The organism is Limnothrix sp. FACHB-881, from assembly GCF_014698135.1.
GTDB lineage: Bacteria > Cyanobacteriota > Cyanobacteriia > CACIAM-69d > CACIAM-69d > CACIAM-69d.
The window spans coordinates 74,911-99,550 of the sequence record NZ_JACJSN010000013.1; the positions used below are offsets into that span (position 1 = coordinate 74,911).

Genomic DNA, 24,640 nt, shown 5'->3' on the forward strand with positions numbered 1-24,640 from the left:
GCCACCCAATGCCCAAAGCGGATACATCTTCCACGGTACGCATTCCACCATACGCATTCCAACAGGCTTCAGCAGCAATGACGGTGCAATCCGGCCCTGATGCTTCCGGCTTTCCCTCGGCGGATGAAGCTCGTGAAGAAGGTTTTGATCATTACCGCGATGATTACGATGCCGATTCCCGCGACATGCCATTGTGGCCCACGCGCCGGATGCCCCGTTCCCCCGCCAGCCGATCGCCCCAAGACTTCACATCGGTGCTGCGGGAAATAGACCCCAGCGCCGGACAACCCGACCTTGCAACACAGCCCGACCTAATCGATTGCGTTGAGTTTTTGCGGAGTTTGCACCGCCCGATCGATCCGGCCGTGGCCGCCTTACCCCCCCTAGACACCGCACCTTCGGAGCGCCAGGCGATCGAGTGGGAATACAAAATTGTGCGCGCCAAGCGTCCCCTCTTTGCCAATCCTGTCACCTTTGCCCAACTTTGTCGCGAAGAAGCCCTGGCCGGTTGGATTTTGTTGGAAAAGTTTGATGATCGCCGGGTACGATTTCGCCGGCCGCTGCACTTGCGCGACGAACTGGATCGATCGGCTCTGCCCTTTGATCCCTATCGCACCCAATACCAAGGGCCCGGCTTCCGCAATTGGGGTTGGGGAATTGCCGCCCTGCTCGCGGCGGTCACCATTCCGGCCTATGCGGGCTATGCCTGGGTTTCGGTGCAACTGTTGGGCCCTTGGCGCGATGATTTGCCCCGTCCGGCCCAGCGGGTGGCTCCGGCTCCACCCCTGAATCCTCCCGCCGAGTCAGTGCTTGACATCCTCCCCGCCCCAAGGAACGAGGATTCCTAAGACTCACGACTTAGGTTTCTGTTTCATTGCACCTGCCTCCACTCTCAAGGAGTTTTCCGGTCTTACGGTTGCTCCACAGACTGACACCGCTAGCCCAGCGGCCCGTCAAATTCTAGCAGGCCCTAAAGGGCGGGGTTTTAGACCCCGTGTTAAGACAATAAATGCACAAATGCAAATGCACATCTGCCACCTGAAATTTACTTGAGAGTATTTTGACGAGACTTGAGTTCATAGTCGATGGGCCACCCGTATCTCAACAAACCCGTAGGCGGGAGCGTCTTAGAGCCTGGAAAACGACAGTACGACAAGAAGCAGAGAAATATTGGCCTCCAGGACAAAAAGCAGCGATCGGTCTAATCATGCTGCAAATAACCTATTTCTATGATTCTGTGGCTATGGATGTGGACAATATTGTCAAGCCAATTCAAGATGCCATAATTGGATTAGCCTACATTGATGATGATCAAGTCACTGATGTTCTTGTCAGAAAACGAAATCTGTCAGGCAACTTTAAAGTTGAAAATATGACCTCAACCTTGGCAGAAGGCTTTCTTCGTGGAAATGAATTTTTGCATATTGTCGTCATTGATGCTCCCGATCAAGAGGTACTTATTTAATGGCAACTTCATCTGCAACGCTAGAAAGAGAGCGATTACTGCAACTAGCGGAAGAATATCGTAATCAGGGATACGAGGTTTATTTTCATCCGAGTCTTGAAGATCTGCCCAATTTTCTGAAGAACTATCGTCCTGATATGATTGCTCGGCGGGGGAATGAAGCTGTGATTATTGAAGTGAAGTCACGCCGTTCTCTGAGTTCCTCTTCTAGGCAATATCTCCAAAATTTAGCTCAATCCGTCGAACAGCATCCCGGTTGGCGCTTTGAGTTAGTGATGACTAATCCAGAGGATGCCGTCTACCCGCCAGAGGCTGAAGGCTCTCTTCAATCATCTGAAATCAAAACAAGATTGCAGATAGCAAGGCAACTTGCAACGCAACATCCAGAGTCTGCGCTCCTCTATTCCTGGTCTCTTGCGGAGGCAAGCTTAAGGCTTGTTGCAGAAAATGAAGGAGTGATTGTACAAAAACTTGATCCACACTATCTCGTCAAACAGTTGGTGACAGAGGGTGTAATTTCGCGCTCTGAGTATCAGGTACTGATGAATGCGCTTTCATTGCGCAATGTAGTTGCTCATGGCTTTAAGACCGTACAGATTACACAAGAGTCTATAGATCAGCTAATTGATATTGCCGAGCAACTGTTGAAAATTTCGCATATTAGTGCCGAATCAGACTAATTAACTCAAATGCAACAGACGATTTCAACTCAACAGCACTGCGTTAAAGGTTCTCTGTTGCCGCTGATTTTGCTCAACCAAGTTGATTGCGCCCTGCTACCCGATCGCGCCCTGGCCCGTTGGATGACCGGTTCGATCGCCGGCCTCGCGATCGCCTGGGGAGCCGGGACTGGCCCCGCGATCGCGGCGGAAACCATCACCCTTCGCTACGGCCCTTTGGGAGGAGCCTTGCCGGTCACCGATTTGGTGACTTGGGCCGATCGGGGAGAACTCTCGGATGATTTGGAAACCTATTTGATCTTGAGCCAGCAACGACCTGATCGGGTGCGCCAAATTTTGACCCAGCGGGTGACCATGCCCCCTGCGTTACTCGATCGGGCCCTGGCCAGTTCCCAGGGAACAATCCTGTTGGAGCAGTTGAGCCAAGTATTGCAAGGGCCCAAGCGCACCGACAACAATCAAAATCTCCGCCGGGCCCTGATGGCCGCAGCGGAGAATGACGGTCAAATTTCCCTGTTGGAGCTACTGCAAAAGTACCCAACTCAGAATGTGGATCTGCGGGTCGATCGACTGGTGAACTTAGCGGAAACTTGGCAACAATGGCGCGATCAGGGTGGTCAGTGGCTGGAGCAGCTCAATCAATGGGGAGACCGACTGCGATCGCGCCTGTTGTTTTGAGAGGGCATCCCCCTGGCGACCATGCCCAGGTCTTGCAACCCTAGCGATACAGCAGTCGATTCAGAATGCTGCGACCATTGGGCGAAAACACTTCCACCCGAATCGTGTCCGGATCCGACGGTTGCCAGCTCACCCGATAGCGATGGCCGCTATTGTTCCAGGTGTAGGTGCGGCGGCTGGCATTGCCACCCACGGAAGCCCCGCTCAAAAACAATGAATCCCCGCTATTTTCATTGCGGCCGTAGTAGGTGAGCGCGTTGCCTTGGTAAGCAATGCGCACGGTCCATTCCCCATCGGAAAATGTGCCGGTGGGCAAGCTTTGGGCCAAAACCACCGACGGGGCGATCGCGCTTTCAATCACTGGAACTGCCAAACCGAGTCCAATGGCCAAGGCGATCGCCGGCAGAGACATCATCGACTGCTTCATAAGTTGGAAAACATTGGGAAACGGATCCAAAACGGCTGAGGAGCTGAGAAAAACAATCGGCAGAGATGTTACACACCCCCGCCGAGAAGATCCAACTCGATTTTTATCTACCGCTTCTGAACCCCAGAATATCGGTGGAATCCTGAGATGGAAAGGAGTTGTGACCGATCGCTCGCAATTTTTAACAGACTGTAGAACTTTGCATTGGTTAGTTACCAAAACGCGAGTTCTCTGGGCCATGCCTCCGTTTCTCCAGGCCGCGCGACGCAAACATCAGGGTTTCAGAAAGAAGACGACAGACCCTAGGGCCTGTCGTTTGTTCCTGGAATCCAGCGGAAATGGTTAATTTTCGATGCCCCAATCGTCGTCACAAGGGGCAGAGGGATTGGAGAACCAACCCTAAGACAGTTGCCCGAAGTGGGTTTCAATCAGCTCGGGGATCCGATCGGGCGAGATCCGGGTGTGGCGGGTTTTGTCCGGAAGGGTCACCACCGCCGGGCCGCGGCTACATTCCTTGAGACAGCCCGTGGTTTGTACCTTGACCCGATCGCTCAGTCCCCGATCAGCCAACGCCTGGTTAATGGCCCGGCAAACGCCATCGCTGCCCCGCTTCCGACAACTGGACTTTTGACAAATCAGAATTCTGCCGACGGGGCGGTTGGCAGGGCCCGTGGTGGCGCGATCGGTTGAGCGATCGCTTGCGTGATCGGTTGGGCGTGCCAATGACCGATCGGGCGAGGGGGACTGTGCAGGCGGCGTGAAGGGGGCCCGGTGGGGCATGGGAGCCGCAGCGGGGCGGGTGGGGGGTGCTGCCGGTTGCCGAGTCCAGGGCAAATTAGCCGAACGATTAAAGGGCGATCGCCCTGCCGGTTCCATGGGTTGCACCGAAGATCCCGTGAGGGCCTTGGCCTTAAACTTCACCCACCCTTTGTAGGGATGACATTTGGCCGTGCCCGCCAGGGAAACCCAACTGCCCACGTGCAAGGTGTGGCCCAGGCGCGATCGCAACGGCTTGGCCAACTTGATCTGTTCAATGCGTCCGTCGGTTTCGAGTTGAAGCGCCTTGCAGCGGCCGGCCTTGTCGGTGTGGGTGGCACAAATGCGACCGCTCAGTTGGAAAAATTGTCGTTTTTTAAGGGGATAAAAGACTGATTGCAGCCCAAGCCGAGGGGGCGTGGCGGGGTTGAAAGGATTATGCGCGTTATGCAAGGGGCGATCGAACGAAAACGGCTTCACGAAGTCCTCCAACTATCCAGAAAGATTTGCAATAAGGGAGGCTAAACAAAGGGGGTACGTCGATCGCCACCCCCACTTCAGCCCATCAGGCTTGATTTATTGAGAAAACTATTCAATTAGAGTTTAGTGGATCTTGGCACACTTGCATCAAGGCGATTGAAAGAGTTTGCAGGAGGTTGCCTGCGCACAGTTGGATGGGTTAACGGCGAATTAACGTTTGATTAATGGGGCGATCGGTTATGGATTGCCCTTTAGCCACTCATTCCCCTCCTCTCTCGCAATGCAAATTTGCGTCGAACGTTTCACGGTCACCAAGCGATCGCCCCTCACCATCAGTCGCGGCACAAACCACGGCAACACTAATCTCTGGCTGCGGATCTTTGCAGAGGGCTACGAAGGGTGGGGCGAGGCTTCCCCGGTGGTGCATGGGGCCCACGCCCAAACCACTGAGGACTTGGCCAAGGCTCTGGAGTCGATCGGGCCGCAACTGGCCGGCTGCCACCCGCTCGATCGCCAGCAAATTGCCGATCGGGTGCGCTCGTTGCCCTCGGCGGCGCGGGCGGCGATCGATCTGGCCCTGTGGGATTGGGCGGGCAAGCGATCGGGATTGCCCCTCTGGCAACTGTGGGGAGGCGATCGGGAACGGATTCCGCCCATTTCCGTCACGATCGGGATTGGCTCTCCGGCGGCGGCCCGGGAGCGGGTTCAACAGTGGCGATCGGTGATTGAAACCCCTTGGCTGAAGTTGAAGCTCGGTAGCCCCGAGGGGTTGGCGGCCGATCGGGCCCTGGTGGAAGCCGTGTTGGCAGAAGCCCCAACGGCCAAGATTTTGGTGGATGCCAATGGGGGTTGGGACTTGGCCGGGGCGATCGAGATGGCCCGCTGGTTAGCCGATCGGGGCGTGGTTTATCTGGAACAGCCCTTGCCCGTGGGCCAAGAAACCCAACTCGCGGAACTGAAGGCGCGATCGCCCCTCCCGATTTTTGTGGATGAGAGCTGTTTTGATGAGCGAGATATTCCGCAGCTTGCGCCCCACATCCACGGCATCAACATCAAGCTGATGAAATCCGGCGGTCTGACAGCGGCCACAAGGCTGGTGGCCACGGCGCGGGCCTGTGGCTTGCAAGTGATGTTTGGCTGCTATTCCGACAGTGCCTTGGCCAACACCGCCGCCTTGCAGTTGGGCCCCTGGGCCGATTACTTGGACTTGGATAGTCATCTGAATTTGATGGACGATCCCTTTGTGGGCGCGGCGATTGCGCCCGGTGGTCGGTTGTTGCCCCCGATCGAGCTAGGGCTAGGGGTGCAACGGCGCGATCAACCCGCCATTGAAGAGCCTTAGGTAGCAGTAGTCCCTGATCGAAGCGGTTGATCGAAGCAGTTGGCAGATCTAGGCCGTCGGGGCTGGTGAAATCAACGACACAACCACGATCGAGCCTTCGCCTTGGGCAACCTCCGCTCGCAAGTTGGGGCCAAAGAAGCGCTCAATCTTGTCCCGCTTGGTCTGCCAGGTTTCAAAGGGCATTTTTGGAGATTCAAACTCCAGGATCAGCCCATAGTCTCCCTGCAAGTCCACCTCTTCCACGCTGACCAGTTTGGGCCGTTCAGGATCCGTGGGAGCCAAGCCCAAACGCTCCAGCGCCAAGGAAAGATGGGCCTCTTCACCGTAGCGATAACGGGTCACATCCTTGCGCACCTGGTTTTGGGTGGGGGTGGCCAGGCGATCGCGCAGGGCAACGACCTCCGAAGACGTGGGAGTTTTGTAGGGGGCTGGTTTCAACTCCGCAGCCTTCAGGGCCAAGCCCCCCAACAGCACCGGCACGCCGTAAAAAAAGGTGATCAGATTCAGGGTTGAGTTACCAATGACATAGGCCACTGCCGCGATCGCCGTTAAGGCTCCACCGGCATAGAGCAAAATTCGAGCAAGGGGAAGGCTGCCAAACACGATCGCGTTCCGGGTATTCATTAACTAATGTAAATTCTGAGATGGAATGGCCCATTCGTCTAGCGGACGGGACGATCCCCAACTCCGCACCGACAGGACTGGACAACCGACCCGAACCCTTTTGCCCCCAACCCTTTAGAACGCTTTCGTAAAGCTGAGGATGACTGTGCCATGGATGTGCAAGTGCTGAAAGATCAGGTGCGATCGATTGCGGCCAAACGAGATTATTTATTGTCTTTGCTCGATCGAGCCGATTTGGGCCCGATTCGGATTGATGTGAACCAGGCCTTGGAAGAATTGGATGATTTGATTGCGGAATATGAGGAAGCCTTTCCCGGCGAGGCGATTCCCCAGGTCTAATTCCCCAAACCTGGGGGGCGCGATCAATTCCCAATCCCATCGGTAGCGGGGCCCCGCAGGAGACCCTAAAAACGTAGGGTCTTAAAAGTAAGGGGCCTTAAAAACAGTGGACTAGCAGTTCTTGGGCAGCAGATAGCCCCGATCGCATTGCCGCTTCTAGGGATTGTCCCGGCGGATGAGCTGCACACCAGTCCCCCGCCACCGCCAGGGCCCGATCGGGATCAATCCAACACCCCTCATCCAGCGGGTTTCGGGCAATCGCATAACGCCAACGGTGTACCTGAATCCATTCGGGCTGTTGCAAGTGCAAGCCCAGATCGGCCCCGGCGCGATCGAGCAGCGCTTGCCCCACGGCCTCCAGCGTTGGCACATCCCACAGCCGCTCGGCCACCGCAGCCGAACTTTGCAACAGCAACACCGGTTGCCCCATGGCCCAGATCCCGTCGGCCTTGCTGTCTTCGCGGGCTAACCAGCGCCAATCGGTGGGAATTTGGGCCCGAATTCCCTGCCAAGCTTCCCCATTGGGCAACTGCAATTCCCGATCGGGGCCATAGGCGGCCGTGACGCTGAAGCAGGGATCGAAGGTCACTTGGCGGGCCCGCTTGGCCCAGTCGGGGGCCACCGACTCCAGCAAGTCCGCCGCCTGGGGAGCCGGAATGGCCAGCACGATCGCCCCAGCAGTCCAAAATTCCTGCTGTTGCTCCGGTTCGATCGCCGCCGGAAAATCACACTGAATTGTCCAAGGTTCTCCCGGTTTTTCTGGAGCCGTCAGGGCAATGGCCCGGTGGCCACGGGCGATCGTTAGCCCCGCGGCCAATTGTTTGGCCGCAACGCTCAAGCCAGCGGGCATGGCCCAGCGTTGATCCCCCGGAATGGTTTGCAAGCCCTCGGCGGTCAGGTGATGGAGCGGTTGGGGCCAAGGTTGCAGGTCGCTGGTGTTTTGCAGTTCCTGGATCCAAGCTTCCGTTAAGGGCCCCTGAGGCTCCAGGTAGGGCAGGCCTCGATCGGCCCGACTGTCCAAATGGCGACGGGTATTTAACCGCCCACCCAAGCCCCGGGACTTTTCCAGCACCACAACCGATCGCCCGGCCGCTTGCAGTTGGCGGGCTGCCGTGAGTCCCGCCAACCCTGCGCCAATCACCGCGACAGAATGAGAGGGAGTTAAAGTCGGGGGAAGCGTTGTCATAGGGACTTGATATCGGGGCGATCGGGCCAGGAATTTTACGGAGACTTTGCGTTATTTTTGGGGCAACCCAGCAGCACGGGCTAAACGGCCAAGCCCATGGTCAGGGTTACCGGAACTTCAGACACTAAGACGAAATGCAAAGAAAATCTAAAGATTGTAGCGAGATTTAGCGCGATCTTACGTCAAGGCCATGGGCGTTTTCCCATCCCTTTGTACAATGGGGCTGACCCCAGGGCAAAGCAAATTTAGGCGTTGAGTTGCCATTCCTGCGCCCTTGTGTGACACCTTTGGGAGCGATTGGCGCTAACTCTCACCCAAGCCATAGAAACCAAGCCATAAACAGGCTATTAGCGAGCCATTCATTGGCGATTCAAACGCTATTTAAACGCTGGCAATCACGCTGGAAATGATGCGGAGTTGGGGCTGTGGACGAACTGCGAGCAGCATTGGAATTAGCAACTAATGACGAGTTGCGCGAACTGACGGAGATGCTGTTCGCGCGGAAGTTTAACCCCTTGGACTACGTTGCTACGCCCGATCCCCTGTCGGTACAGAGCCGCGATCGGGAAGCTTGGTTAGATGCGATCGACCGCCGATTTCGCTACTTGGCCGCCGATGGGCTAACGGTGTTGCGGGGGCGGTTCCATGAGGTGACCTACCGCGATGTGTTGGTCAGGGTTTGCCAACATTTGCGATTGCCCTACGGTGAAACCTGGACGGCAACGGAGCTGGAGGCGGAAATTTTTCTGCATTTGCTCGATCGCGCCTGGAAGCGATTGCCCAAGCGCCAACGGGCTGCCCTGACCAAGGACTTGCAACGGTCGATCGCCACGATTCCCGGTGTGGATGCCATTCCCGCAACCCTGCGGCGCGATCCGGTGCGGCTGCTGTTGGAAGGGGGCAGCGCGATCGCCCTGGATGCGGTGGTGCGGCCCCTGGTGTTGCGGCAAATTGCCCAGCAGTTTGTAACCCACATGGTGCGATATCAGTCGGCCCAGGTGGCGATCGCGGCTTCCGGCGGCGCGGCGGCGGCCCTGGAAACCCAAGTGGCGGCCAAGATGGCCCAACGGGGAATGATGATGACGGCCGCTCGCTATGGTGCTGCGCAAACGGTGTTGGCGGTGATGGGGCCCCTGATGTGGGGCTGGTTTTTTGCGGATTTGGGTTGGCGAACGATCGCCACCAACTACGGGCGGATTGTGCCAGCGGTGTTTGCCCTGGCCCAAATTCGGATGACACGCGGCGATGACGCGATCGCCTACGGATTTGCCTAGGGAGCGCGCCTAGGCCATGGGGAAGTTGGCCGCGCTGGGGCGGGTTTGGCTGTGGCCCACGCGCTCGATTGTGATTGACCCAGCCCTGTTGGGGCCTTGGGCGGGGCTTTGGTGGGGGCTGTTGGTGTTGCCCCTGAGTCCGGCCTTGGGAGCGGTGGCGATCGGGCTGGGGATCATTGCCACCTATTGGCAACGCTGGAATGCAATTCGGCGCGATCGGCTGGTTTGGGCCTGGGGGGCGATCGGCCTGGTGATGTTGCTGTCCTTGCCCGGTTCGCCCAACCTGGAGCGGGCGGCGTTGGGGCTGGCGAATTTCTTACCGTTTTTTTGGGCCTTTGGGGCCTTCAGCCAACTGATCACCCATCGATCGCACCTGCGGCCCTTGGCTCAGGCGATCGTGTGGGGTTGCCTGCCCGCCGTGGGGTTGGGGTTGGGGCAACTGTTTGGGGGATGGCGCGGCCCGGTGCGCATTGTGCCGGTGATTGACTGGATTTTGGCCGCGGGCGGCAATCCGCCAGGGCGACTGTCTTCGGCGTTTGAATATGCCAACGTGACCGCCAGCTACTTTGGGGTAGCGCTGGTGCTGGCCTTGGGGTTGTTGGTGATGGATCGGGAACGGCAGCGACAAGCGCAAACCCACCGATCGACCCATGCCGCCCCCGGTTGGGGGGTGATCCTGGGCAATGGATTATCAGTGCTGTTGCTGCTGGGGGCGATCGGGCTGACGGACTCTCGCAGTGGTTGGGCCCTGGCCGCGATCGACCTGTTGGCTACGGGACTATACGTTGGTTGGTTTTGGTTGTTGGCCCTGGCGGGCGGGGCGATCGCCTTGGCGCTGGGGGCGGCCTTTGGCCCGGAACCGGCCGCCGGGCCCTTGAGGGCGATCGTCCCGAAGGCCATTTGGGGCCGGCTGAATGATGCCCTTTATCCCGATCGCCCCGAAGCGACCCTGCGCCGGAGTCAGTGGGACTTTGCTTGGAATTTGGCAGCCCAACGGCCCTGGACGGGTTGGGGGCTGGGAAACTTCACAGGACTGTATCAACAGGCCACGGGCAATTGGCTGGGCCATCCCCACAACTTGGCCCTGATGTTGGCCATGGAAACGGGCTGGCCAGCGGCTTTGGGGCTGATTTGCCTCTGTGGCTGGATCATGGCCCAGTTCACCCGGGCGATCGGTCGTTGGGGCAATCGGGAATCCCAAACCCGCTTAGCCGCTTGGGGCTTGGGATTCGCCAATCTTGCCGCTTACCATTTCTTGGATGTCACCCTGTTTGATTTGCGGGTGAATTTATTGGGCTGGGTGTTGTTAGCGGGAATGCATGGCTTGCTCAAGGCCTAGGCCGGTTGTGGCAACCATGGACTGACAGGGGCTGAGATCGGTTGCCAAAGCGGATGGCCCCGAAACCCAGCCCATTGAGCGCCTAACGCCTAAACTGCCAGTTCGTAGGGGCTTTCCAGCTTATCCAACTGCCGCATCAGCAGGCTCAGGAACAGACCCACATCGGTCACTACGCCCACGGACTCCAGGGAGCCGCGATCGGCCAGTTTTGTCACCACCGCCGGGTTGATGTCCACGCAAACCAGCTTCACACCCGCTGGGGTCATGTTGCCCACCCCGATCGAGTGGAGCATGGAAGACAGCATGATGATGGTGTCTGCCCCTTCCAGCAGTTGGGCGTAGGCCTGCTGGGCTTCCACCATGTCCGTCACCGTATCCGGCAAGGGGCCATCATCGCGGATTGATCCCGCCAGCACAAAGGGCACATCCTGTTTGACGCACTCATACATGATCCCGTTGGTCAACACGCCCTGTTCCACGGCCTTGGCAATGTTGCCGCAGCGGCGAATGGTGTTGATCGTCTTCAGGTGGTGGCGGTGGCCGCCGCGCACGGCGATTCCTTGCTTCATGTCCACCCCCAAGGAAGTGCCCATCAAGGCCTGTTCCATGTCGTGAACAGCGATCGCGTTGCCGCCCAACAAGGCATGGACATAGCCTTCGCGAATCAACCGCGAAAGGTGCTCACCGCCGCCCGTGTGGATCACCACCGGCCCCGCAACCACAACGGTTTTGCCGCGCCGTTCCCGCACCTGGCGCAGTTCCCAAGCAATTTGTTCCACCACCAGCTCCACGCGGCGCTCGCTGGAAACGCCGGATCCCATGAAGGTAAATTCCTGGGACTCGCGGGCCGTGCGATCGCCCCGGGCTTCGGCCTTGCGCACCGTGCGGATCCCGTCAATGCCGGTCACCACATACTCACCCAACTCCAGATCCCGCAGCAGTTTGCAGCGAGCCACCGGTTGCCCTTCGTTCAGGCCCGAGATCGCGATCGCCCCGTCCATGCGCTGGTTTTGCAGACGCACCCACCGGCCTTGGATCCGCACTTCCGTGGGGTAAATGGTGGTGACGTAAAAGTCATCGGGAGCCACGCCGGGCAGCTCAATGGGTTCCAACTGAGCATCCCGCTCGGCGCGATCGTCTGGAGCCACGGCCCCCAGATCGATCAACTGAGCCATCAATTCTTCCATCACCTCATGGGACGGTGCGGAAACCTTGATCCGAGCGGCGGAGGTGCTTTGGCGCTGCTCACCCAACCGGAAGTCCAACACTTGGAAGCTGCCGCCCCCTTCCACAATCAAGTCCAGGGCGCGGTTAATTAGCCCCGAGTCCAGCAAGTGCCCTTGCATTTGGATTACACGGGTTTCAACGCCGGCCACCGCATGGCGATCTTCCATCACCGGCTCATTCACCCGCAGGGTCAGGCACTTGGCCGCGCCACCCGCTTTCAGGAATTCCGTGAGGGGCGTTTCCACCACCTCAAACCCGGCCCGCGCCAGGGCGGATTTCAGGCTGTTGCTGGCCTTGTTCATGACCACCACTTGGCCCAGGTTCACGGAGTTGCAGGCAAAGTTCACCGCGTCGGCTTCCTCGATCGCGATCCGCTTGGCCGCCGGAACCCGTCGCTCAATCAGTTGGTTGGAGTAGGCATCGAATGCACCGGGATAGTAGAGCAAGTAGCCGCCTTCAAGGGGACAGAAGCAGGTATCCAGGTGATAGAACCGCTCATCAACCAAGTGCAAAGACAGCACCTCAATATCCAGCCATTGGGCCAGGTAAGGATGCGAGTCCAATTCGGAACGGAAGCCATAGCCCGCCCAGAGCCAACGCCCTTCGCGATCGAACAGGGCATCGCCGGCCCCTTCAAAGGGCAAATCTTTGGGCAGTTCGTAAACCGTGAAGCCGTTTTGCTCAAACCAGGCTTTGAAGTAGGGTTCTTCACCCTGCCGTTCCTTGTGATAGAAGCGACTGAGAACGGCCTTGTCTCCCAGCACCAGGCCGGCGTTGGCGGTGAACACCATGTCGGGCCAACCTTTGGCCGGTTCCACCAAATCGACGATCGCCCGAGCCTTGAGCACTTTGTAGAGTTTTTGCCACTGCTCCACTGCCCGATCGCGCGAGGACTTGTGGACATTGCCCTCCATCCAGGGATTAATCACATAATCCACGTCGTAGTGGTCAGGCGAGCACATCAGAATGCGAAGCTGGGCGGTCATAACAGTGTCAGGTTGTGTGTAGGCCGAGGTTGAGCAAACAAGCCGTGGTCTAAACCCCGATCCAAGGCTGAATCAGGGAGTGATTGGGGCGCGGGTTCTGTGGAGGTTATTCTAAAAAATGCCCCCGTTCCGCAAGGTTCACAGGCGACAGTTTTCAGAGTCATTTTCAGGGCCGGGGCTGGGGCGATCGGGTGCCGATGGGCACGGAAACGGCTCAGTGGGCAGGGGTGGAATCGGTTGGGTTGGGGGTTTCGGCGGGTTCCGTCTCTGGGGGAGAACTGATCGGGATCGGTCGCCAACGCCACCACCCGATCGCCCCCAACAACCCAATCATGAGGCCGCCAATGCCCACCCAACTGGGAACCCAAAACACCGCTTCGATCGTGGTGACCGTGCCCGGTTCCAAAGTCCAAACCCAGCGGCCCTGTTGCCGTTGGGGGCTGGGGCGGTTGGGCTGGATCGGGTTCGGTTGTCCTGCTTGGGGGTTCAAGTCGGGTTCCGGGTGAGGCCGTTGGATAGTGCTTTGGCCCCAATGGGGCACTCGCAAGCCAAATTGCCAACGCAAGAGCCGGCTCGTGTCCACCAGGGCCAACTGCTCGCCGCCCAGGGCCGCCAGCGATCGCAAGTCCACCTCGTAGCGAAGTTGGTTTCGGACGGCGACCAACCAATTTTGCTGTTGCAATTGGAACTGGCTGGGAAAGGCCAAGGGATCGAGCAAAGCCGGATCTGGCAACGAATTCCCATTCACCTTTGGCGTTGGATCGGCCAGCCGATCGCCCCCTCTGGCAATGGATCTCGTTTGGGCGGCGGTGGTCTGGTGGTCGGAGCGATCGCCCGACTTCGCCGCCTCTCGATCGACAATTCCCAGGGCTTGGCTGAATGTCTGAAAGGTGGATTGTAAATCTTGCCCGTTCTGGAAGGGAATGGCGATCGTCAGGGTTCGATCGCTTTGTTCCAACACTTGACCCCCGACTGTCTTGGCTTGGGCAGCCCAGCGATCGAGCCAGGCCTTGGCCGTGGCCTCGCCCCACACCTGCCACCCTTCACTCAGCCGCACCCTTTGCACCAATGCGCCATGGTTGGCATCCGGAAACCGCACCTCCGTATCCAAATCCACACAACCACCCAGCAGCACCAGCCAAACCACCAACAACAACACCCGCAGCGGACGCAACCCCCACGCCCCCCTCGATCGCCCCCGACGTTGCCCAATATTTGACCGCCTCCCGGTTCCCGTTAGTCCAGCGGGGCGAGGATGAACGGTGGGGGCTGGGGTTGAGAGCGGCGATCGCTGCGGCATGATCCTCATGAAGGCCTGGGCAAGGGTTAATCAACTGTTTTTAAATCAACTGCTTTTAACAGAGGGATGCACTCGTTAACAGAGATTCATTTTTTGTCACAAGCAGCCTAGAAGTGGCTTGTTATGCTGGATTCAGAGGACAGACCCCATTGAACTGGGCTAAAAACCCTCGGTCTTCGGAAGACCCTGCCGATTGCCGATGGGAGTGGCAACATCCGCTGAATTGAATTGGCTGAATTGAATTGGCTGAATTGAAATCAAATTTGCTGAATTTTGCTGAATTGCCTTCGTGACTGGCGGGAGCACCATGGGGCGGTGATCTACGGCTGAATAACCACGAGTAACCGTCTAAGCAATCAACCGTCCAATAACTAGTCCAAATAACTAGATAGGTCGGCCTTGGCCGATCGAATCCAGCTTAACCGAGGAGAGATCATGACGACTGCGCGCGTCTCCTCCCCGCAAGTCCTTTGCGTGGGTGAATTGCTTTGGGACTGTCTGGCTGATCAACCCGGCCGATCAATCGAAGCGGTGGAGTCTTGGACAACCTACCCCGGTGGTGCGCCGGCCAATGTGGCTTGTGCCCTCAGTCGGTTGGGGGTGTCGGCTGGGTTTGTGGGCTGTGTGGGCAGTGAGCAGTCGGCCGATCGCCTGCTGGGGGAACTGCAAAGTTTGGGGGTGAATTTGGAGGGGGTGCAACGTCATCCCACGGCCCCCACCCGTGAAGTTTGCGTCTTGCGGGACGATCGGGGCGATCGACAGTTTGCCGCCTTTCGCAGCGGTGGATACATTGGCCACGACACCCGAGAATTTGCCGATACTCGGCTGCAAGCTTCCTTGCTGTTGGCGCGGCAGTTCCAAGCGGCCGATTGCTTGGTGTTGGGCACTTTGGCCTTGGCCTATCCTGACAGCAGCGCCGCCATCCGCCGGGCCTTGGACTTGGCCGATGAGCACTATCTCAAAATTGTGTTGGATGTGAACTGGCGATCGGTCTTTTGGCCCGACCCAGGCATTGCACCGGGATCGATCATGCCGTTGCTGGAGCGGGTGGATTTTCTGAAGTTGGCGCGGGAGGAGGCCGATTGGCTGTTCCATACCCACGATCCCATGGTGATCGCGGACAAGCTGGATCACCTAGAAGCCGTGCTGGTCACGGACGGGGAGCGCGGTTGTCATTACTGGATCAGTGGCCATGGGGGAGTGATGCCCGCTTTCAATGTGCCGGTGGTGGACACGACCGGGGCGGGCGATGCCTTCACGGCGGGGTTTGTGACGCAACTGTTGGAACGGGGGCTGGCGGCCATGGCCGATCCGGCCGTTGCCCGATCGGTCGTGGCCTTTGCCAGCGCGGCCGGGGCCCTGACCACCACCAACCCGGGAGCGATCGATGCCTTACCTTTGCGATCGGCCATTGAGGATTTGTTGCGATCGCAGGGGCAACCATGAACACCACCATGAGCACCGCGATTGTCAGGGCGGATTAACGGGGCTGATCCATGGAACTAATCAACCGCTAAAGAATGCTCACGCCCGCCGATTTGGCAAGCCCTTGAGAAACAAAGTTGCACGATCAACAAGTATTTGTTACATTATTTTACAAATAGGAGTTGGTCGATGAAAACCAACAGTCGCACAGCCCATCCGTGGGGCTTCACCGCCACCGCCGAAGTCTGGAATGGTCGCTTGGCAATGCTTGGCATCCTCGCGGCCATGATCACAGAATTGCTTTCCCGACAAGGGGTCATGCACTTTTGGGGACTGCGCTAGCGGCAGCACGAAGGCAGATAGCGACTGTCGTGACTCGGATACCAGTCTCTCTAGTCTCTAAGGTCTCTAAAGTCAGGTGAGTGGGAGTTTTAAACGGCTCCCATTTTTTTATGAATATTTTTCGGATGGGTCTTTTGGATTAGTTTTGCTCAAATTTGACCCGTGTTGATAAATTTTGGGTGGGCGTTTTTGATGAATATTGCGGCGCTCCGCCTGCGTATTAGCCTGAAAATTGCGGTGCTAAACCCGCAGGCCTCGCAAACAACGGGCTAGCACGGCACGCACTTCAGCCGATCGCACCCAAAGCACTGGGCTGGTGTTGCCTGGGGGTGCGGGTTCCGCAGGGATCGATCGCCCTTGCAGTCCTGCCAGTTGCGCCAGGGGTTGATAGGTGCGGGAGCCAACTTCCAGAATGATCGTGTCCGGCGGGCAGAGGGGCAACAGTGCCAGGGCCGGATGACTGGGGGAGACGATCGCCTCGGCCGTTTGCAAGATCCCGATTAAATCTGCCAACGAGCAGGCGGCTGGATCCAGCAAGCTGAACCCCCAACGGGCCAAGTCTTGGGCCACGGCGGGGCCGTTTAACCAAGGGCGATCGCGCCCATCACTGGCCGAAAGTACCCAACGACGGCAGTTGGGCACAGTTTGCCGAAACCCAACCAGGGTCGATCGATCCGAGTCTGCTCCCAAGGCCCGCAGAGCGGCCACCCCATAGCTGGAAGGGCCGTTGAAGCGGCGCGGAACAATGAGACTGTCGGCTTGGATTTGCAGGTGTTGATCGAGTTCCAGCAGTCGATCGGAGGGAATGCCCAGGCGATCGAGGGTTTCCCGCTGCCAAGGATGGGCCAAGCGATCGACCACAATCGCTGCGAAGGGTTCCCAAAAGGCTCCCCCCTCTGATTCCAAACTTTGCAAAACCTGCAGCCGGGGCAACAGTTCCTGAAACCAACGGTCGATCGCATCCCCCGCGCCGCTGGCCACCACCGCCACCCGACCCGCCACTTGCACAGTTGGCATCGGTCTGGGCGGTTGCATTTGCAGCCAACGGGGCAAGGCCCCATCGGACAGCTCCAAAATTAGCCGTTGCTGGGCATCAAACACCCCCACCATGCCCCGCCAATGCCAGAGGGAACCGTTGTCCACCTGGGCCGCAAAGGGGCGATCGTCTAGGGGAGTCGCGGTTTCCAGGCGAGTGAGCTGCTCTTGATGGCCCAAGCGATCGGCCAGGGCCCAAAGCCAATGGTCGGCCAGTCGTCCCCGCCAGCTATCGATGAGCTGAAAGGGAGAATGGGCCAAGCGATCGAGCTGGGCTAACCAACGGCGAGCTTCCGGGCGATCGGGATCCGCCAACCAGGCCCGCAATGCCAAATCTTCCGCTATGACCAGCTCTCCCTGGGCCGCCTGGGCCTGGCTGGCCGTGAGCAGTAGGGGCCCGGCGGTGGGCCATTGGGGCAACAGGGGTTCCAAGGCGGCCCAGGCCGCAGCGGGTCGATCGCGCCGTAGCTCCACCCGCGCCAACGCCAAGGCCGCTAACCCATCTCCCGGGTAGGCTGCCAAGGCTTGACCATAGGCGATCGCTGCGCCGTCCCAATCGCCCGATCGCGCCAAGTCATGGCCCCAAGTCAGTTGCCAGGGAGTGGCAAGCGGCGCGAGGGCCGTAATAGGTTCCTGCACCGGGACAGGAGCCGGTGGGGCAGATTCGGGCGGCGGAGCAGGGGGCGAGACCGGCGGCAGGCGAGAAGCAAACCCCGATCGGCGCGATCGAAACGACGATTTTGCCATGGATTAATGAGGATGTCTGAAAAGCATCTAGTCGTGGGGGCAAGGGGCTTAAGCCCCTTGTTTTCGTCGATCGCTGAGACCCGCAAGGTGGCAGTTTTGGCTTTTCAGTCCCCCTAAGAGTCGTGGGCTAAGAGCTATGGAACAGGGCGATCGGTTTGGATCCTGAGTCAGGAGCATCGGTCAGCACCAGCACAAGAGATTCGCCCAATTCGCCCAATTCGCCCAAGCCGCTTAAAACTTCGCTTGAATATCCGTTGCCAGTTTACCAACGGCCTCTTCAACCGCCTTGCTTAACAGGGCATTGCCATCGGCGCTGCTGCTGCTGCCACCAACACCAAACACCGAGCCGCCACCGCTGCGGGAACTGGCCTCCGCTTCCCCCCGCGCCGTGCCCAAAATATCACCCGTGGCCGTGTCCACAATGCGGGCCGACAACTTCACCCGGGCGATCGTCTCTTCCGAGTTGCCCCCAATGCCAAAAGCGCCCCCGCTGGCCCGCCGACTTTCCACCGTGAACTGCGTGACCGTGCCAATGATCACCGCATCCACCCCATTGGCCTTGCCAATTTCCACCGCCCGCGCCGTGCTCACTTCTCCGTCCGTGCGCGCCACTTGGCTGCGATCGGCCACGCGATATTTACCCCCTTCCACCAGCGCATTGGTCACCAACTCGCTCACCCCCGTGCCCGCAGCGCCGCCCCGGTAGCTCGACCAATAGCCCGTGTCGCCCGTGTTGCCGTAATAAAAATCCAGCACCACAATGCGCTTCTTTTGGGTTTGCTTGTCTGTCTGGGCGGCAGTCGCACTGTGGGCCGTGGCCACCGGCAACGCCACCGCCGGCAGTGCGACCCCCGTTGTCAGCAGGGTGACAACCAATGTTTTCGCAAAACCCAGTCCAATCGTTGATTTCATAAAAATGTCCTTGTCGCTCGATCGAGGACTTCCGTGAACAATCCATCGGCATTCGGTCAACATTTCGTTAATTCGTTAACCAGAATGCAGCGTTGGATGCTGTGTAAACGCAACGCCTATCTTAGGCTGGTGATCTTGGGATCGACAATGGGTAAAAATAGGTGAAATCCTTAAGGCTTGTCATTTCTTTAGTGTTTTTCCCAAAGTGGGTCAACGCTACGCGATCGCGCATTTTCAAGGCCCTGAAGATTGTGTTCATCAGATCAGATTTTTGAATCAAATTCCTGGAAAGATCTATTTGATCAAAAAATCAATCTTCTCGCTAGATTTCATGGATTTATGATCATGAATCCATAGAACAAAAGTTGTAAGCTTACAATATTGCAAGTCTGTTATATGCATTGGCATGTATATAAACATCAAGAGACCCATGAAACGATGAGAAAATTTTGGCAGCGAATTCTCAACGAGATTGATTCTGATCGTCAGCATCTCTCTGGACAAGACTCCCTCAAGATTATTGGTTCTAACCTGGCGATCGCCCTTGTTTACTTCCTCTTGGCAACCGTTAGCTTAGAATTTATCTCCTTGCCGGGTAAGGTTGCTTCGGTTTGGCTACCTTCAGGATTTACCTTCGCTATTTTTTACTATTACCGATTCAAGGCTCTGCCTGGTATCATCTGTGGATCGATGTTTGGCTTGGTTCCATTATTTTTTGATTGGCAATTTTCTTTCGCTAGCTTTGTTCTTTTTAACTTAGTTTGCACCCTGGCCAACTGCTTTCAGCCCTTGATCAGCACATGGATTTTTCAGAAGAAAGCCACGCTCGATCGCGCCTCCGGTCGAGTGCAGTCCGCATCCTTTTTCGTCATTGCAGCGGCCGCCGGACCCTTCGTGTCTGCCACCATGGGCATCACCATTTCCTATTGGATTGGCACGATTACTTGGAAAGACTATGGAGTGTGTTGGTTGTCCTGGTGGCTGGCAAGCACGTTGGCTCACTTAATCTTTACTCCTCCCATTTTGCTTCTCAAGGAATTGGGGTGGCGACAGATTTTTGCGGGGTTGCACCGAGCAATGCGCTGGACTTTTGAAAGCAGTGCCATTGTGGTTTTCACCGCAGCCATTGTTTGGATTGACTTTTTTTATGGCTATCCTTTGGCTTACGTGCTCTTTGCAATTTTGATTTGGAGTGTTTTTCGCTTAGGAGAACTGATTTCAGCATTGGGAGTGGCGATCATTTCCTTGGCAGCAATTATCGCCACTTCCCAAGGAACAGGATCCTTCTCCGATCGCACGCCCAATGAATCAATTATTTTGCTGCAATCATTTATCGGGATTCTTTCGATTACGGGGCTAATTTTGTCGGCAACGGTTCAAGAGCGCCAAGCGATTCGGTCAGATTTGGTGCAAATGCTAGAAACGTTGGAAATTAGGATTGAAGAGCGCACCGCTGACTTACGATTGAGTGAGGCGCAACTGGATGCGTTTTTTTCGGCAGCGCCTTGGGGCATGGGAATTATTGATCATCACTATCGCTATGTGCGGGTGAATCAGGTATTGGCGAAGATTAACGGATTACCGGAGTCGGGGCATTTGGGGCGCTTGATTTGGGATGTGGTTCCTGGGTTGCGATCGAGTTTGGAGCCACTGTTTCAAGCGGTTTTCACCACGGGTGATTCGATTTTGAATCAGGAAATTAATGCCCAAATTTCTGCTCAATCTCGAATTGATAACACTTGGCTAGTGTCCTATTTTCCGATTTTTGATATGGATCATCAGCCCTATCGTGTTGGTTTTTTGGTAATGGATATTACCGATCGCAAGCGATTAGAATTACAATTGGCTCACCAAGCTCGCATCGATGGACTGACGCAAATTGCCAATCGTCGGCATTTTGATGAAGTGCTGCAATCGGAGTGGAATCGATGTTTGCGATCGACCCAACCCCTCTCTTTAATGCTCTGTGATGCGGATTATTTTAAAAAATATAATGATACCTATGGCCACTTAATGGGCGATCAATGCTTGGTGGCGATCGCTCAAGTTCTTCGGGAACATGCCCGCCGAAGTAGTGATTTGGCGGCACGCTATGGGGGCGAAGAATTTGCAATTTTGTTACCCAACACGACCCTAGCGGAAGCGGTGCAATTAGCACATCAAATTCGCGGCCAAATTCATCAGTTGGCGATTCCCCACAGGGGTTCCCAGGTGAGTAGCCACGTGACTTTAAGCATTGGGATCATGAGCCATATTCCCCAGTCGGGAGATGAAGTTTCTGATCTGATTGCCGGGGCCGATCGCTCCCTATACGAAGCCAAACAGCAGGGGCGCGATCGAATTGTGGCGCTGCCCTATGAGGCAATCCGGCAACCGTCTTCCTTAGCGGGGGATATGCCGCGTGATCGCCCCAGTTCTCGCTAATGGCCTAGGTTGAAATGTCCCGTGGGGCCGCATCACAGGTGTCGTGGTAAGGGCAAAACTGACAGGCGGGGCCCGGCGTGGGGTCAAATTGTCCTGCCCGAATTCGTTGGGCGATTTCGATCGCTTGGGTTTGCAGCGGTTGCAGTTGGGGCTGAGTGAACCATTCGATCGGGCGATCGGGATGGCGCAAGTAGACCAGGGCGGCGCGATCGGCCCCCAAGGCATGGGCATAGGCCCACAGTTGCAGTCGGTGTTCGCTGGGCACACGATCGCGATCGGTCTTGAAGTCCAAAACTCCGGCGGTTCCCACCCAGTCGGCCACCCCATTCAGCCGCAGGGTTTGGCCGTGAGGCAGTGCCAAATCAAACCCGATCGGCACTTCTTGCTGAGCTTGGGGATCGTGGCTCAGGGAAACCAAGGCGGGATCCTGCCAAAATCGATCGGCGAGGGTCAGGGCTTCGCTAACCGCTTCAAGATCCAATCCGGGATCCTGGGCCGCCAGGGTAGCGACATTTTGAATGCGCCGTTCGATCGCCCGGTGAACCAACGTGCCAATCCGGCGCGATCGGGCGGGGCCGTCACCGCTGGGGGGGCGATCGTCCACAATGCGCCAAGCAAACCGCCGGGGACAGCGTGCATATTCACTGAGGGCCACCACGGGCAATTCATCCAAGCCGGAGGACACCCAACCCCAAAGGGGCTGACCGTCGCCGGGGAGTGGGCGGGGGGCGGTTGGGGGGCGATCGCCCGGTGCGGTTGGGTCTTGGGGGCTTTGGGAATTGGCTGGATTGGTTGGATCGGGCTGATCGGTTGGATCGGGCCGATCGGTTGGATCGGGTCGATCGGGAAAATCCGGCGAGTCTGCAGGGATCATCACACAGTCGATCGGCCAGCCTTGGGCCTGGGCCACCCCTTGCACCCAATCCCAAGGACGGAAGCGATCGCCCGTTTCGTCTTCGCTGGTTTCGGGTTTTTCCGATTTTTCCGATTTGTCCGGTTTTTCACCTTTTTCAGCCTTGTCTTCATGCCAAGGCAAATTGGCGCTCAGGAGCAACCGATCGCGGGCCCGAGTCAAAGCAACGTAGAGTAATCGGCGGGTTTCCGCCTGCTCCGCTTCCCGATCGGCTGCTGCCAGCAAGTGCCACAGGGCTGGAATTTGTGGATTTTCCTGGGGTTGGTCACGCCACTGGAACACGAATCCCAAGTCCGCGCTCATTCGCCAAGAAGTTGACTGTTGGAAATCTCGCTGGGGATTCAGATCCGGCAACACCACCACCGGCCATTCCAACCCCTTGGACGCATGGATGGTCATCAGGTCAATGGCGTTACCGGCTTCCAGGGGCGATCGGGCAAAGAGGGTTTTGAGGTCACCAGAATTCAGCCGTCGCACGGTTTCAATGCGTCGCAACCGCCGCACCACGCCAAAGGTGTCGCCCACCCCTTCCTCCAATTGGGCGATCCAGTCGGCAAAGTCGCGCCAATCCCGCAGGCGGCGGGCCCCGTCCGGTAAGTTAGCGATCGTGGCACTGTAGCCCGTGGCTCGATCGGCCCGGTGCAGCAACTGGGAGGGCAGTTCCCGCCGCCGATCACCCCGCCAGCGCCGCAACTGCTCCACCGCCCGCTTCAGGGCTTGTTGATCACCCTCGTCTAACTGATTGAAAGTCGCGGAATCGGTGAGCAACTCTTGCAGAGCGGCCCACCAATTGGGCGATCGGCGCGGCGCGGGGAATCCGTCAGGGGTGGCGGGTTCCGGCGCTGGAAACTGGCGACTGACCGCGAACAGGGCCCGATCGCTGACCGCAAACCAAGGACTACGCAAAATCGTAACTAGGGCCACGCTATCTTGCGGATCTGCCAAAAACCGGAGCAAAGCGGTTCCATCCTTCGCCTCACGGGTATCCAGCAAGTCGCCGGAGCAGAGATTCACCGGCAACCCCGCCGCCGTTAGGGTTTGGGCAATGATGCTCAGTTGCCGATGGGTGCGCCCCAAAATTGCAATGTCGCGAAATTCCAGCGGGCGAGGGGTTCCCAAGGCCTTATCAAAAATCAGCAATCCCCGATCGACCCAATCGCGCAATCGTTGGCCGATCGCCTGGGCCTCGGCCACCCGCCGGATCGCAACCTTCTGCGCTTTGCTGGTGGCCGCCACCGCCAACAGAGTCACGGGGCGATCGAGGGGTGGTTCTGCCCGATCGCCCCGCAAGGGTTGGTGCAACTCGTTCAACAACGGCTCACAAAGCGCATTCCCCGCGGCCACCAAATTTTGATGGGTGCGGAAGCTCTGGGACAAACTGACCCGATCGCCCTCGGCCGAGCGGGCCAGGCGATCGCACCAATCTTGAAATAGCCCCACTTCTGCCCGGCGAAACCGATAGATTGATTGCTTGCTGTCGCCAACGATCGTCACCTTTGCCCGATCGTGTTGCAGGCGATCGAGCAAGGCGCTTTGCACCGGATTTGTATCTTGAAATTCATCCACCAAAAATGCTTGCCATCGCTGACGATAGTAGGCTTGAACTTCCGGCATTTCCAACGCCTTGAGGGCATACCATTCCAGATCGCTAAAGTCCATGATCCGGGCTTGCTTTTTCGCCACTTCCAAACGAGAACGCACCCAAACATAGACTTGACGAATGGTTTTCAGTTTTTCCTCAAAGCGATCGTCAACTTCTCCTAATTTGCAAAGAATGGCTCCTTCTTTTAAGGCCTGGTTAATTTGACCTCTCACAGCCTTCATTGCTGCTTTGACGGATTCTAAAAGCTCCCCAGAATCCCAATTTTTCTTGCTGCCTCGTCCTTTATTAAAATCAATCGCCTTTGCCCAAGTGGCCCATTGATCGGAATCGCGATCTTGGGCGATCGCATCCATTAATTCCAAAATTCGCTGCCGATTGCCCTCGGCTCCGTCTCCGGGTTTCCCAGCCCATTGGGATAAAAACTGTTGTGCCGATTGCCAACTGGGAGCATTCACCAGCCGATCGAGCGCTGCTTGTCGCCAAATTTTGACCTGTGCTTCCCAATCGGCGCGATCGCGCTGCAAGGCCTGTTCCGCCGTATAGCGATCGGCTAATAATCCTTCCAAAATGGGGCGCAAAGTGGAATAGGGCACAGCCGCATAATGTGATTCTGGCAGCTCATCCAACGCCAAATCTAACTGTTCCTTTTGCCAAAGACTCGTTTCCCAAGCCTCTTGAATCGTGAAGTTGGGCGCTAATTCTAAGTGGTGCGCTTGTTCTCGGCAAATCTGTCCCGCCACGGCATGGAAAGTGTTCACCGCCGCCGCTTCCAAATCGGCCAATAGGTCACAGCCTGGCCAGCGATCGTAGAGTTGGGTCAGGGCTGATGGATGGCCACTGGCCAGCGCTGCGGCTTCAGTGGCCAAAAGCTGTTGCAAATCCTGCCGAATGCGCGATCGCAACTCCTCCGCCGCTTTGCGGGTGAAGGTGACCGCCACAATCTCGATCGGGGAGCAGCCAAATGCCGTCACATGGTACAGGTAGCGTGCAGCCAGCATGTGGGTTTTGCCCGTGCCGGCCCCTGCCAACACTGCCACACTCTGGGGTGCTTCCGCGGCCCGCCGCTGATCAGGAGTGAGCATCAATGATCCCGCCGTTGCTAAATGGGTGGATGATCGCGATTGATCCTATCAAAT

At 57.4% G+C, this 24,640-nt stretch carries 20 protein-coding genes; 11 read left to right on the forward strand and 9 right to left on the reverse strand.

Features of this window, described 5'->3' with window-relative positions:
• Nucleotides 1-77 precede the first annotated feature (77 nt).
• From H6G52_RS12720 to H6G52_RS12735, 4 genes are all read left to right on the forward strand, one after another.
• Nucleotides 78-848, forward strand: coding sequence for a hypothetical protein (locus H6G52_RS12720; protein ID WP_190528798.1), 771 nt, complete (start codon nucleotides 78-80; stop codon nucleotides 846-848).
• A gap of 212 nt (nucleotides 849-1,060) precedes the next feature.
• Nucleotides 1,061-1,465, forward strand: coding sequence for a RusA family crossover junction endodeoxyribonuclease (locus tag H6G52_RS12725; protein WP_199312385.1), 405 nt, complete (start codon nucleotides 1,061-1,063; stop codon nucleotides 1,463-1,465).
• Nucleotides 1,465-2,145 carry a hypothetical protein gene (locus H6G52_RS12730; RefSeq protein ID WP_190528800.1) on the forward strand — a complete coding sequence of 227 codons (681 nt, stop codon included), beginning with the start codon at nucleotides 1,465-1,467 and terminating at the stop codon, nucleotides 2,143-2,145. Before H6G52_RS12725 ends, H6G52_RS12730 begins: the two co-directional genes overlap by 1 nt.
• A 9-nt stretch (nucleotides 2,146-2,154) precedes the next feature.
• Nucleotides 2,155-2,823 carry an alpha/beta hydrolase gene (locus H6G52_RS12735; protein WP_190528802.1) on the forward strand — a complete coding sequence of 223 codons (669 nt, stop codon included), beginning with the start codon at nucleotides 2,155-2,157 and terminating at the stop codon, nucleotides 2,821-2,823.
• A 40-nt stretch (nucleotides 2,824-2,863) separates the two neighbouring features.
• On the opposite strand, the gene H6G52_RS12740 is transcribed toward H6G52_RS12735, so the two are convergent.
• Nucleotides 2,864-3,250: a hypothetical protein gene (locus H6G52_RS12740; protein ID WP_199312387.1), complete on the reverse strand. Its 387-nt coding sequence runs from the start codon at nucleotides 3,248-3,250 to the stop codon at nucleotides 2,864-2,866.
• 399 nt (nucleotides 3,251-3,649) lie between these two features.
• Nucleotides 3,650-4,486: a (2Fe-2S) ferredoxin domain-containing protein gene (locus H6G52_RS19125; RefSeq protein ID WP_190528804.1), complete on the reverse strand. Its 837-nt coding sequence runs from the start codon at nucleotides 4,484-4,486 to the stop codon at nucleotides 3,650-3,652.
• 280 nt (nucleotides 4,487-4,766) lie between these two features.
• On the opposite strand from H6G52_RS19125, the gene H6G52_RS12750 reads away from it, so the two are divergent.
• Nucleotides 4,767-5,828 (forward strand): dipeptide epimerase, encoded by a 1,062-nt coding sequence (locus H6G52_RS12750; RefSeq protein WP_190528806.1) that lies wholly within the window; start codon nucleotides 4,767-4,769, stop codon nucleotides 5,826-5,828.
• Between the two features lie 48 nt (nucleotides 5,829-5,876).
• Here the strand turns inward: H6G52_RS12750 and H6G52_RS12755 are convergent, their stop codons facing one another.
• Nucleotides 5,877-6,431 (reverse strand): DUF2854 domain-containing protein, encoded by a 555-nt coding sequence (locus H6G52_RS12755; RefSeq protein ID WP_099532297.1) that lies wholly within the window; start codon nucleotides 6,429-6,431, stop codon nucleotides 5,877-5,879.
• A 171-nt stretch (nucleotides 6,432-6,602) separates the two neighbouring features.
• Between H6G52_RS12755 and H6G52_RS12760 the strand changes: the two genes are divergently transcribed.
• A complete protein-coding gene (locus H6G52_RS12760) occupies nucleotides 6,603-6,791 on the forward strand; it encodes a hypothetical protein (protein WP_099532295.1) in 189 nt (62 codons plus the stop codon).
• A 97-nt stretch (nucleotides 6,792-6,888) separates the two neighbouring features.
• On the opposite strand, the gene H6G52_RS12765 is transcribed toward H6G52_RS12760, so the two are convergent.
• Nucleotides 6,889-7,977, reverse strand: coding sequence for an NAD(P)/FAD-dependent oxidoreductase (locus tag H6G52_RS12765; RefSeq protein WP_190528808.1), 1,089 nt, complete (start codon nucleotides 7,975-7,977; stop codon nucleotides 6,889-6,891).
• A 425-nt stretch (nucleotides 7,978-8,402) separates the two neighbouring features.
• Between H6G52_RS12765 and H6G52_RS12770 the strand changes: the two genes are divergently transcribed.
• On the forward strand, nucleotides 8,403-9,251 hold the full coding sequence (locus H6G52_RS12770) for a hypothetical protein (protein WP_190354439.1): 849 nt from the start codon (nucleotides 8,403-8,405) through the stop codon (nucleotides 9,249-9,251).
• A 16-nt stretch (nucleotides 9,252-9,267) separates the two neighbouring features.
• Nucleotides 9,268-10,590, forward strand: coding sequence for an O-antigen ligase (locus H6G52_RS12775; RefSeq protein ID WP_190528810.1), 1,323 nt, complete (start codon nucleotides 9,268-9,270; stop codon nucleotides 10,588-10,590).
• 89 nt (nucleotides 10,591-10,679) lie between these two features.
• On the opposite strand, the gene H6G52_RS12780 is transcribed toward H6G52_RS12775, so the two are convergent.
• Together H6G52_RS12780 and H6G52_RS12785 are read right to left on the reverse strand one after the other, a co-directional pair.
• Nucleotides 10,680-12,803 carry a TIGR00300 family protein gene (locus H6G52_RS12780; RefSeq protein ID WP_190528812.1) on the reverse strand — a complete coding sequence of 708 codons (2,124 nt, stop codon included), beginning with the start codon at nucleotides 12,801-12,803 and terminating at the stop codon, nucleotides 10,680-10,682.
• A 214-nt stretch (nucleotides 12,804-13,017) separates the two neighbouring features.
• Nucleotides 13,018-13,977, reverse strand: coding sequence for a DUF3153 domain-containing protein (locus H6G52_RS12785; protein ID WP_190528814.1), 960 nt, complete (start codon nucleotides 13,975-13,977; stop codon nucleotides 13,018-13,020).
• A 561-nt stretch (nucleotides 13,978-14,538) separates the two neighbouring features.
• On the opposite strand from H6G52_RS12785, the gene H6G52_RS12790 reads away from it, so the two are divergent.
• Together H6G52_RS12790 and H6G52_RS12795 are read left to right on the forward strand one after the other, a co-directional pair.
• The gene (locus H6G52_RS12790) at nucleotides 14,539-15,549 is read left to right on the forward strand and encodes a carbohydrate kinase (RefSeq protein ID WP_190528816.1); all 1,011 of its coding nucleotides are present in this window, start codon (nucleotides 14,539-14,541) and stop codon (nucleotides 15,547-15,549) included.
• 168 nt (nucleotides 15,550-15,717) lie between these two features.
• Entirely contained in the window at nucleotides 15,718-15,870 is a 153-nt protein-coding gene (locus H6G52_RS12795) for a chlorophyll a/b-binding protein (protein WP_099532288.1), read from the forward strand.
• Nucleotides 15,871-16,110: 240 nt separating this feature from the next.
• Here H6G52_RS12795 and H6G52_RS12800 read toward each other — a convergent pair whose 3' ends face one another.
• Nucleotides 16,111-17,652, reverse strand: a complete 1,542-nt coding sequence (locus H6G52_RS12800) for a glycosyltransferase 61 family protein (protein ID WP_190528818.1) — start codon at nucleotides 17,650-17,652, stop codon at nucleotides 16,111-16,113.
• Between the two features lie 231 nt (nucleotides 17,653-17,883).
• The gene (locus H6G52_RS12805) at nucleotides 17,884-18,564 is read right to left on the reverse strand and encodes a CsgG/HfaB family protein (RefSeq protein ID WP_158234356.1); all 681 of its coding nucleotides are present in this window, start codon (nucleotides 18,562-18,564) and stop codon (nucleotides 17,884-17,886) included.
• 438 nt (nucleotides 18,565-19,002) lie between these two features.
• On the opposite strand from H6G52_RS12805, the gene H6G52_RS12810 reads away from it, so the two are divergent.
• Nucleotides 19,003-20,988, forward strand: a complete 1,986-nt coding sequence (locus H6G52_RS12810; RefSeq protein WP_190528820.1) for a diguanylate cyclase domain-containing protein — start codon at nucleotides 19,003-19,005, stop codon at nucleotides 20,986-20,988.
• 4 nt (nucleotides 20,989-20,992) lie between these two features.
• Here H6G52_RS12810 and H6G52_RS12815 read toward each other — a convergent pair whose 3' ends face one another.
• Nucleotides 20,993-24,586, reverse strand: a complete 3,594-nt coding sequence (locus H6G52_RS12815; RefSeq protein WP_190528822.1) for a UvrD-helicase domain-containing protein — start codon at nucleotides 24,584-24,586, stop codon at nucleotides 20,993-20,995.
• Nucleotides 24,587-24,640: the final 54 nt, after the last annotated feature.

What these genes read in the sequence shown, in the direction of transcription:
- H6G52_RS12805 (WP_158234356.1), bottom strand. Translation starts at nt 18,564, where the DNA reads ATGAAATCAACGATTGGACTGGGTTTTGCGAAAACATTGGTTGTCACC.
- H6G52_RS12775 (WP_190528810.1), top strand. Translation starts at nt 9,268, where the DNA reads ATGGGGAAGTTGGCCGCGCTGGGGCGGGTTTGGCTGTGGCCCACGCGC.
- H6G52_RS12765 (WP_190528808.1), bottom strand. Translation starts at nt 7,977, where the DNA reads ATGACAACGCTTCCCCCGACTTTAACTCCCTCTCATTCTGTCGCGGTG.
- H6G52_RS12810 (WP_190528820.1), top strand. Translation starts at nt 19,003, where the DNA reads ATGAGAAAATTTTGGCAGCGAATTCTCAACGAGATTGATTCTGATCGT.
- H6G52_RS12790 (WP_190528816.1), top strand. Translation starts at nt 14,539, where the DNA reads ATGACGACTGCGCGCGTCTCCTCCCCGCAAGTCCTTTGCGTGGGTGAA.
- H6G52_RS12800 (WP_190528818.1), bottom strand. Translation starts at nt 17,652, where the DNA reads ATGGCAAAATCGTCGTTTCGATCGCGCCGATCGGGGTTTGCTTCTCGC.
- H6G52_RS12780 (WP_190528812.1), bottom strand. Translation starts at nt 12,803, where the DNA reads ATGACCGCCCAGCTTCGCATTCTGATGTGCTCGCCTGACCACTACGAC.
- H6G52_RS12735 (WP_190528802.1), top strand. Translation starts at nt 2,155, where the DNA reads ATGCAACAGACGATTTCAACTCAACAGCACTGCGTTAAAGGTTCTCTG.
- H6G52_RS12760 (WP_099532295.1), top strand. Translation starts at nt 6,603, where the DNA reads ATGGATGTGCAAGTGCTGAAAGATCAGGTGCGATCGATTGCGGCCAAA.
- H6G52_RS12750 (WP_190528806.1), top strand. Translation starts at nt 4,767, where the DNA reads ATGCAAATTTGCGTCGAACGTTTCACGGTCACCAAGCGATCGCCCCTC.
- H6G52_RS12740 (WP_199312387.1), bottom strand. Translation starts at nt 3,250, where the DNA reads ATGAAGCAGTCGATGATGTCTCTGCCGGCGATCGCCTTGGCCATTGGA.
- H6G52_RS12795 (WP_099532288.1), top strand. Translation starts at nt 15,718, where the DNA reads ATGAAAACCAACAGTCGCACAGCCCATCCGTGGGGCTTCACCGCCACC.
- H6G52_RS12720 (WP_190528798.1), top strand. Translation starts at nt 78, where the DNA reads ATGACGGTGCAATCCGGCCCTGATGCTTCCGGCTTTCCCTCGGCGGAT.
- H6G52_RS12815 (WP_190528822.1), bottom strand. Translation starts at nt 24,586, where the DNA reads ATGCTCACTCCTGATCAGCGGCGGGCCGCGGAAGCACCCCAGAGTGTG.
- H6G52_RS12730 (WP_190528800.1), top strand. Translation starts at nt 1,465, where the DNA reads ATGGCAACTTCATCTGCAACGCTAGAAAGAGAGCGATTACTGCAACTA.